This is a genomic window from Arthrobacter sp. BF1 (genome assembly GCF_056680215.1).
This window is the reverse complement of record NZ_CM155271.1, coordinates 2,951,146-2,965,341: the sequence shown is the minus strand read 5'-3', so window position 1 is coordinate 2,965,341 and position 14,196 is coordinate 2,951,146. Positions and strand designations below refer to the sequence as shown.

The window sequence follows — 14,196 nt, the reverse complement described above, 5'->3', positions numbered from 1 at the left end:
GCCTGCGAACCGTCGCGGGGCACTTTGGGGGCGTCGTCGTCGTAAATCACGACGGCGGCTGGCGTGTTCGTGTTGAAGTGCCCCGTTTCGAGCGGGAAACTACCCCGTCGGGCCGTTCCGCATCTGCTTCACGAGGTCCAGCACCACGGCCCGCAGGTCCCCGCCATGCTCGGCGGCGACGCGGCGTTGGCGCTGGTAGCCGGCGCCGCGGCGGATGATCTTTTCGACGTCGGCCAGCTCGTCCGTGCAGCCGAGTTTAGCGGCAACCGGCTCCAGCCGGTTCAGGGTTTCCATCAGGTGGTCGGTAACCAGTTGCTCGTTGCCGGCGGCATCGAGGATGATGATGGCTTCCATGCCGTAGCGGGCGGCCCGCCACTTGTTCTCCTGGATGTGCCACGGCGGCATGGTGGGGATGGTCCCGCCGTTGTCCAGCGTGGTGGAGAATTCGTCCACCAGACACTGGGTGAGGGCCGCGATGGCGCCCACTTCCTCCAGGGTGGCCAGCCCGTCGCAGATGCGCATCTCGATGGTGCCCAGGTTGGGGACGGGCCGGATGTCCCAGCGGATCTCGGACAGGGTGTCGATCACGCCGGTGGTGAACATGTCCTGGACGTAGGATTCGTATTCTTCCCAGGAGCGGAACTGGAAGGGCAGGCCGGCCGTCGGGAGCTGCTGGAACATCAGAGCACGCTGCGAGGCGTAGCCGGTGTCCTCACCGCCCCAGTACGGGCTCGACGCCGAGAGCGCCTGGAAGTGCGGGAAGTAGTTGACCAGGCCGTCCAGCACCGGAAGGGCTTTTTCGCGCCGGTCCAGGCCCACGTGCACATGGACACCGTAAATGACCATCTGCCGGCCCCACCACTGCGTGCGGTCAATCAGCTTTGCGTAGCGGGCCTTGTCCGTCACCGGCTGCAGCTGCGGCGGGCTGAACGGGTGGCTGCCGGCGCAGAAGACCTCCACGCCCATGGGATCGGTGATTTCGCGGACAGCGGCCAGCGACCTGCTGAGATCTTCCTTGGCCTCGCCGGCCGTCTCGCAGATCCCGGTGACGAGTTCCACCGTGTTCAGCAGGAGTTCCTGCTTGATGTGGGGATGCTCGTCATCTTCGTTGAGTTCGGGGTGTTTGGCTGCCACGCCGCGCAGCACCTCGTTGGCCACCGATGCCAGTTCGCCGGTCTGGCCGTTCACCAGGGCCAGCTCCCATTCCACACCAAGAGTTGATTGCTTCGATGAAGCGAAATCAATCTTCAAATGCGTTCCTAACTGTTCGGTTGTCCGTGGCCGCGCGCCGCGTCCAAGTCTAGTGCAGGGGTAGCATCGACTTAATGGCTTTGTTCGTACGGACCCGTGACAGTTTTCACAAAACTACCCTCTTCCTCGCCGTTGCGGCCGCCGCAACCGCGATGGCTGCCTGCACCGCTGTCCCGGCAACAGCGCCGGAGGCATCAGACTCCGCACCGGCTTCCGCGACTGCCTCACCGCAAGCGTCAGTGCGCCCGACGACGGCACCTCCTTCGGCGTCGCCCTCACCTGATCCCGGGCTGAGGCCGCTGGGCTGGGGACCGGAACAGCGGGACCGTGACGTTGCTGCCGCTGCCGTGTCGGCAATGTCTGTGGAGCAGAAGGCAGGCCAGGTACTGCTGCCCGTGTACGCCGGGACCGATCCTGCAGCCCAGGCTGCCACCATCGAACGCCTTCACCTGGCCGGGTCCATCATCATGGGCGACAACATTCCGCTGGATGCCAACGGCCAGGCGGACCTTGGAGCCCTGACGGCCGTGAATGCGCGGCTTTCGCAGGCTGCCCGCGCGGACGGGCGGAGATGGCCCGGGCTGATCGGCGTGGACCAGGAAGGCGGGATCGTGACCCGGCTGGGCGCACCGCTCACGGAATGGCCCACACCCCTGAGCTACGGGGCCGCGGGCAACGTTCCCCTGGCCAAGGACGCCGGCCGGGCATTGGCTTCCGAGCTCGCGCCGCTGGGCTTCAACCTTGACTTCGCACCGGATGCCGACGTCACCATCGGCCCGACGGATCCCACCATCGGGGCACGGTCCATGTCCGGGAACCCGGACCAGGCGGGACAGCTTGCGGTGGCGTCCTCGCAGGGGATGCGGGAGGCCGGCGTGCTGCCCGTCATCAAGCATTTCCCCGGCCATGGCTCCGTCACCGTGGACTCGCACCAGGATCTGCCGGTGCAGCCCGCAGGCATCCCCGAGCTCGAGGCCCGCGACTGGAAGCCGTTCCGGGCCGCCGTCGCCGCCGGTATGCCCATGGTCATGACGGGACACATCGCCGTGCCCGCGCTCGAACCCGGTGTTCCGGCGTCGTTGTCGGCACCGACGTACGCAGCCCTCCGCGGTATGGGTTTCAACGGCGTAGCCGTGACCGACGCCCTGAACATGGGCGCGGTCCAGAAGAAATATCCTGGCGGCTCTGCCGCCCCGGCTGCACTCGCCGCCGGCGCGGACCTGCTGCTGATGCCCGCCGACGTGGGGCAGGCCCATGCCGCCATCGTGGGTGCTGTGGCCGCTGGAACCGTGCAGGCAGCGCGCCTGGACGAGGCGGCAACGCGGGTTGCCACCATGCTGACCTGGCGCGGCCGGGCGGCCTCATCCGCGGGCGGCCCGCAGGGAGCTGGGCCCGGCAGCAGCGGCGATACGTCAGCGAGGGTCTCCGCCGCGGCCATCACGGTACTGTCCGGGCAGTGTTCCGGGCCCATCGCCCCCGCAGGCGTCCGGGTTGCCGGGGGGTCGGACCAGGACAGGGCACGGTTCGCTGCGGCGGCCGCCAAGGCCGGGCTGAGCATCGGTCAGGGCCCCCTGGTCACGCTCGTCGGCTACGCGGGGCGACCCGCCGGAGGCGACATCGCCGTGACGCTGGATGCGCCCTGGCCGCTCGCAGGTTCCGGCGCGCCCGTGAAGATTGCGCTTTACGGCCGGACCCCCGGCGCTTTCGATGCGCTGGTTGCCGTGCTGACCGGCAAGGCAACCGCCCCCGGGAAGCTGCCCGCCGCCGTCGGAAGCTTCCCGGCCGGCACCGGCTGCCCCCAAACCCGCAACTAAGTAGCGCCAACTGTCGTTTTGGAGCGTCAAAACGACAGTTAGTGCTACCTACTTGGGGGAGGCAGGTTTAATGGTGACGTGCCCATTCTGAATAAAGACATGACCCTCTGCATCTCGCTGTCGGCCCGGCCCAGCAACAACGGGACCCGGTTCCACAACCACCTCTACGATCAGCTGGACCTGAACTGGATCTACAAGGCGTTTGCCCCCACCGACCTGGCCCAGGCGATTGCCGGCGTCCGGGGCCTGGGGATCCGCGGCTGCGCTGTGTCCATGCCCTACAAGGAGGACGTGATGGCCCTCGTGGACGAGCTTGATCCTTCCGCCAAAGCCATCGATTCGGTCAACACCATCGTGAACACGGACGGCCACCTCAAGGCCTACAACACCGACTACACGGCCATCGAACAGCTGCTGAAAACCAATGCCGTGCCCACGGACTACTCGGTGCTGGTCCAAGGCGCCGGTGGGATGGCCAAAGCCACCGTCGCCGCACTGCGCGACGCCGGCTTTACGGACGTCACCGTCCTCGCCCGCAATGAAACCACCGGCCGGGCGCTCGCGGAGCAGTACGGCTTCCAGTGGCGGGCAGCGCTCGACGGCGGCACGGCAGACCTGATCATCAACGTCACTCCCATCGGTATGGCAGGAGGTCCCGACGTCAACTCACTGTCCTTCCCGGAGGACGCCATCGCGGCGGCCCAAGTGGTGTTCGACGTCGTGGCGCTGCCGGCCGAAACGCCCGTGATCAAGGCTGCGCGTGCTTCCGGGAAACAGGTCATCACCGGTGCCGAGGTGGCCACCATCCAGGCACTTGAGCAGTTTGTGCTCTACACCGGCGTGCGTCCCACCGACGAGCAGGTCCGCGCCGCCGAGGACTTTATGCGGGCGCAGTAACAGGCTCCACCGAGATGGCCACTCGGTCCTCCCCAATGCGGGTCAGGACCAGGGTGGCCGTCTTGGTTCCGGCCTTTTTGTTCTTGTAACCGGCCTTGCCCCCTGGGAGCAGCTGCTTCCGCAGTTCTTCCGGAGTGACGGACATGCCGCGTTTCTTGATGTCCAGCACCGTGATGCCGTTGTCCTTGACCCAGGCCTTGAGCGCCTTGACGTTGTACGGCATCACCTCCAGAACCCTATAAGCGCGGGCGAATGGGGTGTCCAGCCGGTCCGGTGCGCAGATGTAGGCGATGTGTTCGTCCAGCAGGTGTCCGCCCAGTTGAAGCGCGACGTCGGCAACCAGACCTGCGCGGATCACCGCACCGTCCGGCTCGTACAGGTAGCCCTCTGCCGGACCCACCGGAGCTGTGGGACCGCCGTCGAAATCCTCGGCACTGGTGATCTCGGCGGCACCCTGCGGCCCGAGAAGGAGGGCGGCGCGGCGGATTCCGGGCCGGCTGACGGAATTGAACCAGAGGGTCACTTCGGTGACGTCGCCGCCCACGGAGACCCACTGCGCCTCGCAGCCGGCAGGGACTGATTCGTGCGGCATCCCGGGGCCCATTTTGACGCCGACAGCGCGTCCGGTGGCGGCGAGCGATTCCACAAAGGACAGCGGCGGCGAGAACGCCTCGGGATCCCAGATCCGCTTGGTGCCCGAGGTGGAGGTGACGCGGCGGGCGGGATCCAGCCAGACGCCGTCGACTCCTTCCAAGGAAACAGAAGTGGCGTCAGCGTGCACCACGGTGGCGTTGGGAAACGGGATGAGGTTGACGGTGGCGCAGGCCGCGGTGGTTTCGTCCATCTCCACCGCCGTGACCGTGATGTCCATCGATGCCAGGGCCAGGGAGTCAGCTGCCAGTCCGCAGCCGAGGTCCGCCACATGGCGGATGCCTGCCTGCGCGAAGCGCTCCGCATGCCGGGCGGCAACGTTGAGCCGGGTGGCCTGTTCGAGGCCCGCCCGGGTGAAAAGCATGCTCCTTGCGAACTCCCCGAACTTGGCCTCAGCCTTGGTGCGCAGCCTGGACTGGGTGAGCACGGCTGAGACGAGTTCGGGGGAGTGTCCGGCCTTGCGGAGCGTCGAATTGAGCTCGAACGCCTCGTCCTCGCGGTACGGCCCCAGGGATGCCAGCAGCTCCCAACCCTCGCTCGTCAGCAGTGGGGCGATCTGTTCCTGCGGTGCTTGAGACATGGGTTCAAGCCTAGTGGAGGTGGCCAAGCGCCGGTTCCGGCTAGGGTTGAAGACATGGAAGACAGCGCAGGCACCCAGCCGTCCGGACCGCCCCAAAACAGCCGCACGGATCTGGTGAAGATTGCCCGCCCCGCCCTGATTGCTGGATCCGCCATAGCCGTTGTCTGCATCGCCCTGCTGGTGATCATCTTCTTCCTGGACACCTTCAACGCCACCGTCTATTCCGTGGGCGGCAAGGACATCCAGGACGCCACCGACGAAGCCCGCGACATCCGCAACCTCTACAGCGGCGCCCGGCTGGGCGGCGTCATCCTGCTGGTACTCTCGCTGCTGGCGGCCCTAGGGGGCGCCGTCGTGCTTTATTTGCGGCGCGGCACCTTCAAGGACGGGAACGACGGCGACGAGGACGTCGATTTCGACGACCTGGGACGCTGAGGTGCCTTCCCGGCGCTCGTGAGCAGCACCCCTGAAATGACCAGTATTCCGCCCAGGATCTGCGGAAGGGTGATGGGCTGACCCATCACCACGGTCATGATGGCGGTGAACACGGCGATGAGGTTCAGATAGTTGCCGGCGTTCGCCGCCGACGTGCTTTTCAGTGCGAGGTTCCAGAGGAGATAGGAACCCAGCGAGGGAAACAGGACGATGTAGGCCAGGGACCAGCCCTCTGCAGGGGTGGACGGCAGCCCGGCCCCCGCCGCCAGGGCGAAAGGGGTGAGGACAACCGCGGCCATGGCCACCTGAACCGCAGTTGACGTGATGGCGGGAATGGAAAGCCTGCGGGCAAGAATCGTGTAGAAGCCCCACACCGTAATGGCGGCCAGGATGAGCAGTTCGCCGGCGCCGATGGAGAAAGTCAGCAGCCGCCCGAGGTCGCCGCCGGTGAGAACCAGCACGACGCCCAGGAGACCCAGGACAACGCCCACCCAGCTCAGCGGGCCAGGTCTGTCCTAGAGCAGTATTACGGCCATGACCATGATCAGGGCCGGGTTCGCGGCCGTCACCAGCGAGGCGTTCAGGGCCGAGGTGTGCCCGAGCGCGCTGTAGAGCAACAGCGTGTAGGCGCTCATGCCCAATGCGCTCAAGAGCAGCAGAGCCGGCCAGCGGCGCAGGACCGCGCGCCAGTCGGGACGTTCCACCGCATGGGCCAGCACCAGCAGCGGGACAGCGGCCAGGGCCCAGCGCCAGTAAGTCAGCTGAAGGGGCTGCATGGTTTTCATGGCGGCCTGGCCGATCACGAAGTTGCCCGCCCAAAACAGGGTGGCAAGGGTCAGGTAAACGGCGGCTCGCACCGCCCCAATCTACACGGAGACTGTTCGCCGGAGACATAATTCTGGCACTCGCCTTGACCGAGTGCTAACGAGTACATAGAGTCATCATTAGCACTCTCCCTAGGAGGGTGCTAACACATGAAGAGCTGCCAGCCAGGCTGCTGCCGGCACCGCGACGACGGTTTGCCAGCCACGGTGAAGCAGTTCAACTGTCCACAAATTTCGCTGACGTAGAAGGAGAGGTCCGAGTGTCGGTCTCTATTAAGCCTCTTGAGGATCGTATTGTTGTCCGCCCGCTCGAAGCCGAGCAGACCACGGCTTCCGGCCTGGTTATCCCGGACTCCGCACAGGAGAAGCCGCAGGAGGGTGAAGTTGTTGCAGTAGGCCCCGGCCGCTTCGAAGACGGCAACCGTGTTCCGGTCGACGTAGCCGTTGGCGACGTTGTTATCTACTCCAAGTACGGTGGAACCGAAGTCAAGACCGGCGGCAACGAGTACCTCGTGCTGTCCGCCCGCGACGTTCTGGCGATCGTCGTAAAGTAACTTTTGGATCCCCGTGCCGCTGACCATGCATTCCGCTGGTCAGCTGTGCGGGGTTCTGTCTTGAAAGGACAAAACCATGGCAAAGCAGCTTGCGTTTAATGACGCTGCACGCCGGTCGCTCGAAGCCGGCATCGATAAGCTCGCCAACACTGTCAAGGTGACGCTCGGCCCCCGCGGCCGCAACGTTGTCCTCGACAAAAAGTGGGGGGCACCCACCATCACCAACGACGGCGTCACCATCGCCCGCGAAGTTGAGCTTGATGACCCGTACGAAAACCTCGGCGCGCAGCTGGCCAAGGAAGTAGCCACCAAGACCAACGATGTTGCCGGCGACGGCACCACCACGGCCACGGTGCTGGCCCAGGCCCTGGTCAAGGAAGGCCTGCGCAACGTTGCGGCTGGCGCCGCTCCGGGCCAGATCAAGCGCGGCATCGAGGTTTCCGTTGAAGCCGTTGCCGCCCGCCTGCTGGAGAACGCACGCCCGGTTGAAGGCACCCAGGTTGCCAACGTGGCCGCCATCTCCGCCCAGAGCGACGAAATCGGCGAGCTCCTCGCCGAAGCGTTCGGCAAGGTCGGCAAGGATGGTGTGATCACCATCGAGGAATCCTCCACCACGCAGACCGAACTGGTCCTCACCGAAGGCATGCAGTTCGACAAGGGCTACCTGTCCCCGTACTTCGTGACCGACTCCGAGCGTCAGGAAGCCGTCCTCGAGGACGCCCTCATCCTGATCAACCAGGGCAAGATCTCGTCCGTCCAGGACTTCCTGCCGCTGCTGGAAAAGGCGCTGCAGAGCTCCAAGCCGCTCTTCATCATTGCCGAAGACGTCGAGGGCGAGGCTCTTTCCACCCTGATCGTCAACCGCATCCGCGGCACCCTGAACGTGGTTGCCGTCAAGGCTCCGGGCTTCGGCGACCGCCGCAAGGCCATGCTGCAGGACATCGCCACCCTCACCGGTGCGCAGGTTGTCTCCGCCGAACTGGGCCTCAGCCTGGACACCGTTGGCCTTGAGGTGCTGGGTACCGCCCGCCGCATCACGGTCACCAAGGACAACACCACCATCGTTGACGGTGCCGGTTCCGCAGAAGACGTCGCAGCCCGGGTTTCCCAGCTGCGCGCCGAGCTGACCCGCACCGACTCCGACTGGGACAGGGAGAAGCTCCAGGAGCGCCTGGCCAAGCTGGCCGGCGGCATCGGCGTGATCAAGGTTGGCGCAGCCACCGAGGTTGAGCTGAAGGAAAAGAAGCACCGCATCGAAGATGCGGTTTCCTCCACCCGCGCCGCCCTCGAAGAAGGCATCGTGGCCGGTGGCGGTTCCGCCCTCATCCACGCGCTGAAGGCCCTCGACGAGGATCCCGCAGTGAAGGCCCTCGAAGGTGACGCCGCCGCAGCTGTGGGCATCGTCCGCCGCGCGCTGGTCCAGCCACTGCGCTGGATCGCCCAGAACGCCGGCTTCGACGGCTACGTTGTCACGGCCAAGGTTGCCGAACTCGAAACCAACAACGGCTTCAACGCCAAGTCGGGCGAGTACGAAGACCTGATCGCCGCCGGTGTCATCGACCCGGTCAAGGTCACCCGTGCAGCCCTCCGGAACGCTGCTTCAATCGCCGCACTGGTTCTCACCACCGAGACCCTCGTAGTGGAGAAGCCCGCTGACGAAGACGAGCACGCAGGCCACAGCCACTAAGGTTGTAGCCCGCGCGTGGGCCCAGGCCCGCTGACAGTCACAACAAAAAACCGGTCCGGCATCCGCTGGGCCGGTTTTTGTTGCCCTCAGTCGACCGCCATCTCCTGCGTCTGGACGTCGCCCGCGCGCTCGTAGACCAGCGACACTGCCCCCTTCGGGAAGGTGCGCGCCGGCTCGGCGAGGCGGAAGGTGGCGGGGATGGATCCGGCGTCGAAGAGGCGCTTGCCCTGCCCGAGGGTGACCGGATACAGCCAGAGGTGGAGGCGGTCAAGCACGTCAGCCGCGAGCAGTGAACGGATGAGGACGCCGCTCCCGAACATGTGCACCTGGTCGTTGTCCTCCCGGAGCCGGCCGGCGGCCGCAGCGTCCGGCAGCACGGTAGTCTCCGCCCAGGTCGGCTCGGTCAGGGTTTTCGAGACGACGAACTTGGGTACGCGGTTGAGTATGGTCCCGATCTCGTCGGTCTGATGGGGCCAGAATGCGGCGAAGATATCGTAGGTCTTGCGGCCGAGCAGCAGGGCATCGATGCGGCCGATCTCGGCGCTGATGGCTGCACCGGCCTGGTCGTCAGACACCGGCGCCTGCCAGCCTCCGTAGGCGAAGCCGCCTTCAGTGTCTTCCTCGCGGCCGCCGGGCGCCTGGTAGACGCCGTCGAGGGTGATGAACAGGTTCGCGACGATGATACCCATCCACCAAGTCTGGAACGGCGTTCCGGCGCTGTCCAGAGCCGGCAGCGTGGCAGACTGATGCCATGCTGCTCGACGAGCTCGTGAAAACCACCAACGCCGTCGCGTCCACCCGCTCCCGGCTCGCAAAGGTCGCTGCGCTGGCGGACCTGCTGCGCCGCCTCGAACCCGGGGACATCGCCGTAGCCGTCGGCTTGCTCACTGCCAGGCCGCGGCAGGGCCGGGTAGGGATCGGCTGGCGCGGCATGTCGGCAGCCATGGGAGAGCCGGCCGCCGAGCCGAGCCTTACCGTAGCCGATCTCGACGCCGCACTGGATCGGCTGCTCGTCACTGCAGGCGCCGGATCTGCCGCGGAGCGTGCCGCGACCCTTCGGACGCTCACGGCGGCGGCCACCGAACGCGAGCAGGCCTTCATCGCCGGCGTGCTGCTCGGGGAACTGCGAACCGGTGCGCTCGAGGGCGTTCTCACGGATGCCGTGGCCAGCGCCGCTGACCGGCCCGTCGACGCCGTGCGCCGCGCGGCCATGCTTTCCGGGGACCTGGGCGGGACAGCGCTCCTGGCGATCACGGGCACGGCAGCCCAGCTCGACGCCGTCGGCCTTGTAGTCGGCCGTCCCGTGCAGCCCATGCTCGCCGCAACCGCGGCAAGCGCAAGCGAGGCGCTGGAGGTCACCGGGGAAGCTTCCGTGGAATTCAAGCTCGACGGCGCACGCATCCAGGTGCATCGCCTCGGCGACGATGTCCGCATCTTCACACGCACCCTGGCCGAGGTGACCCACCGGCTGCCCGAGGTGGTGGAGGTGGTGCGCGGGCTGCCGGTCCGCGACGTGATTCTCGACGGCGAGACCCTCACCCTCGACGAGGACGGCGCCCCGCGGCCGTTCCAAGAGACCATGTCGCGCTTCGGGGCGGATGCCGCGCGGGCCACGGTGCTCCATCCGTGGTTCTTCGACGTGCTGCACATCGACGGGCAGGACCTGCTCGACGAGCCGCTGTCCACGCGGATCGGTGTGCTCGAGCGCATCGCCGCTGCGCACCGGATTCCTGGGGAGATCACCGCGGATGCCGCCGTTGCCGAGAGAGTGTCCCGCGATGCGCTCGCCGCGGGCCATGAGGGCGTGGTGGTGAAGGCAGTAGGATCGGCCTACGCGGCCGGACGGCGAGGTTCCAACTGGATCAAGGTGAAGCCGGTGCTGACCTACGACCTGGTGGTCCTCGCCTGCGAGTGGGGGTCAGGACGGCGCACCGGGCTGCTGTCGAACCTGCATCTCGGAGCCCTTGACCCCACCGGCGAGTTCGGCGAACCCGGCGGCTACGTGATGGTGGGAAAGACGTTCAAGGGCCTCACCGACGCGCTGTTGCGCTGGCAGACCGACAGGTTTCAGGAGCTCGAGGTGCGGCGCACGGCGGGCACCGTCTGGGTTGAGCCCGTCACCGTCGTCGAGATCGCCATCGACGGCGTGCAGCAGTCCTCGCGCTATCCGGGCGGAATTGCACTGAGGTTCGCCCGCGTGAAGCGCTACCGCGACGACAAAACGGCGGCGGAGGCCGACACCATCCAGACGCTGCGGGGGCTGCTGCGTTCTTAGCCCGTCAGCCGCGGGTCCGCCGTAGCTGCCGCCTGAGCTGGCGTGCCGTAGCTTCGGGCAGCCGCCTGGAGACCACCCGGTAAAAGAGGAGGACGGCCACGGCGGACACAACGATGCCCACGAGATTCAGCAGCAGTTGGAAAGCCGAGCCTGCCGCTTTCTGGAACTCGCCCAGGACCAGGGCCACCGCCACGAAGCCGGCCGCCGGGACAGTGGTGACCGAGATAAAAACACCGATGAGCGCCGCTGAACGGCGGCTGATGACGGAAAGCATTCCGGCGGCTCCGGCCAGGACCGCCACGATCAGCGAATACGGTCCCGGGTGGTAGATGAACTCGACGGCGGATCCGGTATCCAGTGCATCGGTGGGAAAAAGGCCCAGGGGGACGGACAGCCAAGCGGTCAGTGCCGCGAGCAGCATGGCCACCGGAAAACCCACCGCCAGCGCAACGGCAGCGCGGCGCCCCAGGGCCCACTGGCGTCTCGCCAACGCCACTGCCAGAGCAGCCAAGGGACCGAACTCCGGCCCCACGGCCATGGCCCCAACGATCGCAATGGTGGAATTCGTCACGATGCCGATGGCCGCAAGCTGTGTGGCCAGTACCAGGAAGGCCAGGTAGCTCCACGTGAGCCGGGAGTCCTCGCCTGTCTGGTGGCTGACTTCGTCCCAGATCATGGCGTCCGCACCGTCTCCGGGTGCCGAAGATTCCGCCTTCTCTGCACGCCGGGACAACACCAGGTCCGGCATGGCAATGACGATCGAGCCCACCTCCTGTACCTTGAGGACGTGGAGCTTTTCGAGCAGTTCCTCCACCGCCTCCCGGGCAGCCTGCACCTCGATGACGTCGCCCTTCGGAGCTACCGACGCGCCCGGGAAAAACGCTGTCTCGGCCGTTCCCACCTGGTCCTGGCAAGCCTGCAGCGCCACCGCCGACAGCTCTTCGGGCACACAAATCCGCAGCTGGACAATCACGTCCGCTCCCTTCCCTGGTAGAGGCCAGCTTAGTTCGTGCTGCCCGCGGCTTTGGGGGATCTGATTGGCCTTGAACGTTGCCTGTCCGTAGGGTTGATGTTTTTGCCAGCGGGCTTGAAGGGTCACTTGTGTTGATTGCGGGAACAGAGGCTGCCCCGGGCGGTACGGCCGGCGCCACCAGCGCCCGCCGGAAACCCAACTTCCGTCCCGAGGTCCAGGGGCTCCGTGCGCTCGCAGTCCTGATGGTGGTGACCTACCACGTGTGGCTTGGCCGGGTCTCAGGTGGTGTGGATATCTTCCTCCTCATCTCGGCCTTCCTGCTGACGTTGTCCTTCGTCCGGAAGGTCGAAGCGGGGACCTCACTCAACCTCCTTCGGCACTGGCTGCACCTCTTCAAACGGCTGCTACCTGCCGCCGTCGTAGTGATCCTGGGTGTCCTCGCCGGGACCTGGCTGATCCTCCCGCAAAGCCGCTGGCCTGCAGTGCTGGATCAGGCCTGGGCGTCGCTGCTTTACCGGCAGAACTGGCTGTTGGCAGACACCGCCGTGGACTACTACGCCCAGGACCATGCCGGCGCCAGCCCGTTGCAGCACTTCTGGTCGCTGTCCATCCAAGGGCAGGTCTTCATCCTGTGGCCGCTCGTCTTCGCTTGCGCCGCCGTGGTGTGGAAGCTCCTCCGCCGGCGGTTTAACACCAGCTACAGGGCCGTGCTGGCGGTCGCGTTTACCGTCATCCTTGCAGTCTCGCTGTCTTTTTCGGTTGACCAGACAGCCACGAACCAGGCGTACGCGTACTTCGATACGAGGGCCCGGCTGTGGGAATTCGCCCTCGGCTCATTGCTGGCGCTGGGCCTGCCGTTGCTGAACCCAGGCAAAGTGCTCCGGCTGGTGCTCGGCTGGGCAGGCATGGTGGCCATGATCTCCTGCGGGCTGGTGCTGACCGTGGACCGGGCCTTCCCGGGATTCGTGGCCCTGTGGCCCACCCTCGCCGCGGCAGCGATCATTGTGGCCGGCCAAAGCGGCAGCTGGTTTGGCGTGGACCGCTTCCTCAGCTGGAAGCCGCTGGTTTCACTTGGTGACAACTCCTACGCCCTCTATCTGTGGCACTGGCCGGTTTTGGTGCTGGCGCTGGCCGCAACCGGCGTCGAGTCACCCAACCTCAGCCAGGGCGGGGCGATCATCGCCGCTTCGATCGTCCTGGCCGTCCTCACTACCCGCTTTGTCGAAAAGCCGCTCCGCGAGTGGCGCTGGCCGCAGGTGCGCAGCTGGCGCACCGCCGTCGTCATTGCCGCCTGCTGCGCCGTCCTGGCCGGACCGGTGGCCGTCTGGCAGACGAGCCTCACCGAGGAGGAGGCTGCCACCGCAGCGCAGCCCCGGGAGCTGACTCCGGGGGCGGCCCAACTCACGCAGGGGAACGGCGGGGCGCCGGCTCCCGCGGCGCGGATCATTCCTGCGCCGGCGGCCCTTGATAACGACTGGGCGGGGATCCACGCGCCCTGCATCGACGGGAACGCGACGCCGGATCCCGTCCTGGAAGGCTGCCGGCAGGAGGTCCCGTCAGGCGAGACCACCAAACGGATTGTGGTGCTGGGGGACTCGCACGCCCAGCAGTACCTGGCAGCCCTGGCCCCCATCGCGGAGGCCCGCGGCTGGGAACTCGTCACGCTGCTGATGCCCGCCTGCCGTTTCGGTGCTGAGTCCGAGACCCGGAACGCCGAATGCAACGCCTACAACCGCGCCAGCACGGCGTATGTGCTCGAACACCGGCCGGATGCCGTGTTCACGGTGGCCACGCTGACGCATGAGGAAGCCCCGTTCGAGACCGATGTCCCCGCGTACCTTGAAGGAATCCAGCCGATCGCCGAAGCCGGCATCGAGATTGTCGGGATCCGGGACAACCCCCGGTTCACCTTCAACATGCCTGAGTGCGTCCAGCGCTACTCCCCGGCCGCAGCGGCCTGCAATCCGCCGCTGAACGAGTCCCTGGTGGATCCTTCGCCGTTGGAGAGCTACCGCGGCAAAGTCGACGGCCTGCACCTGATGGACCTGAGCGATTTTATCTGCGCCGGCGGCATCTGCCCCGCCGTGGTGGGGAACGTCTACGTGTACAAGGACGACAACCACCTGAGCCGGACGTACGTCGAAAGCATGATCCCCATGTTCGAGGAGCGACTGCTGGCAGCCACAGGCTGGAAGTGACCCTCCGGCCGGGCGGGTAGTGCCCTTGCTCACAATGCGCTCCCGGAATAGGGGGAA

General features: G+C 66.5%; 13 protein-coding genes. 7 read left to right on the top strand and 6 right to left on the bottom strand.

Translation table 11 applies throughout. The features are described 5' to 3' along the window. Positions 1-99 precede the first annotated feature (99 nt). A complete protein-coding gene (locus AC1MCD_RS13850) occupies positions 100-1,251 on the bottom strand; it encodes a glutamate--cysteine ligase (RefSeq protein WP_498672791.1) in 1,152 nt (383 codons plus the stop codon). Positions 1,252-1,607: 356 nt separating this feature from the next. Here AC1MCD_RS13850 and AC1MCD_RS13845 point away from each other — a divergent pair, with 356 nt between their 5' ends. Then, positions 1,608-3,065, top strand: a complete 1,458-nt coding sequence (locus tag AC1MCD_RS13845; protein WP_498678350.1) for a glycoside hydrolase family 3 N-terminal domain-containing protein — start codon at positions 1,608-1,610, stop codon at positions 3,063-3,065. A gap of 99 nt (positions 3,066-3,164) precedes the next feature. Continuing rightward, complete coding sequence (locus AC1MCD_RS13840; RefSeq protein WP_498678349.1) at positions 3,165-3,962, top strand: shikimate 5-dehydrogenase; 798 nt, start codon at positions 3,165-3,167, stop codon at positions 3,960-3,962. Here the strand turns inward: AC1MCD_RS13840 and AC1MCD_RS13835 are convergent. After that, positions 3,946-5,193 (bottom strand): THUMP-like domain-containing protein, encoded by a 1,248-nt coding sequence (locus AC1MCD_RS13835; RefSeq protein WP_498672790.1) that lies wholly within the window; start codon positions 5,191-5,193, stop codon positions 3,946-3,948. The genes AC1MCD_RS13840 and AC1MCD_RS13835 overlap by 17 nt on opposite strands. 54 nt (positions 5,194-5,247) lie before the next feature. On the opposite strand from AC1MCD_RS13835, the gene AC1MCD_RS13830 reads away from it, so the two are divergent. Further along, complete coding sequence (locus AC1MCD_RS13830; protein WP_498672788.1) at positions 5,248-5,628, top strand: hypothetical protein; 381 nt, start codon at positions 5,248-5,250, stop codon at positions 5,626-5,628. On the opposite strand, the gene AC1MCD_RS13825 is transcribed toward AC1MCD_RS13830, so the two are convergent. Then, positions 5,553-6,119, bottom strand: a complete 567-nt coding sequence (locus AC1MCD_RS13825; RefSeq protein WP_498672786.1) for a DMT family transporter — start codon at positions 6,117-6,119, stop codon at positions 5,553-5,555. The genes AC1MCD_RS13830 and AC1MCD_RS13825 overlap by 76 nt on opposite strands. A 24-nt stretch (positions 6,120-6,143) precedes the next feature. Then, positions 6,144-6,485 carry an EamA family transporter gene (locus AC1MCD_RS13820; protein ID WP_498672783.1) on the bottom strand — a complete coding sequence of 114 codons (342 nt, stop codon included), beginning with the start codon at positions 6,483-6,485 and terminating at the stop codon, positions 6,144-6,146. A gap of 227 nt (positions 6,486-6,712) precedes the next feature. Between AC1MCD_RS13820 and groES the strand changes: the two genes are divergently transcribed. Further along, a complete protein-coding gene (gene groES / locus AC1MCD_RS13815; protein ID WP_056344177.1) occupies positions 6,713-7,006 on the top strand; it encodes a co-chaperone GroES in 294 nt (97 codons plus the stop codon). A gap of 76 nt (positions 7,007-7,082) precedes the next feature. Next, positions 7,083-8,693 (top strand): chaperonin GroEL, encoded by a 1,611-nt coding sequence (gene groL, locus AC1MCD_RS13810; RefSeq protein ID WP_498672780.1) that lies wholly within the window; start codon positions 7,083-7,085, stop codon positions 8,691-8,693. Positions 8,694-8,779: 86 nt separating this feature from the next. On the opposite strand, the gene AC1MCD_RS13805 is transcribed toward groL, so the two are convergent. Then, on the bottom strand, positions 8,780-9,382 hold the full coding sequence (locus tag AC1MCD_RS13805; RefSeq protein ID WP_498672778.1) for a dihydrofolate reductase family protein: 603 nt from the start codon (positions 9,380-9,382) through the stop codon (positions 8,780-8,782). A 62-nt stretch (positions 9,383-9,444) separates the two neighbouring features. Here AC1MCD_RS13805 and AC1MCD_RS13800 point away from each other — a divergent pair, with 62 nt between their 5' ends. Further along, a complete protein-coding gene (locus tag AC1MCD_RS13800) occupies positions 9,445-10,968 on the top strand; it encodes an ATP-dependent DNA ligase (protein ID WP_498672776.1) in 1,524 nt (507 codons plus the stop codon). Positions 10,969-10,972: 4 nt separating this feature from the next. Here the strand turns inward: AC1MCD_RS13800 and AC1MCD_RS13795 are convergent, their stop codons facing one another. After that, positions 10,973-11,941 (bottom strand): DUF389 domain-containing protein, encoded by a 969-nt coding sequence (locus AC1MCD_RS13795; protein ID WP_498672774.1) that lies wholly within the window; start codon positions 11,939-11,941, stop codon positions 10,973-10,975. Positions 11,942-12,072: 131 nt separating this feature from the next. Between AC1MCD_RS13795 and AC1MCD_RS13790 the strand changes: the two genes are divergently transcribed. After that, positions 12,073-14,139, top strand: coding sequence for an acyltransferase family protein (locus AC1MCD_RS13790; RefSeq protein ID WP_498672772.1), 2,067 nt, complete (start codon positions 12,073-12,075; stop codon positions 14,137-14,139). Positions 14,140-14,196: the final 57 nt, after the last annotated feature.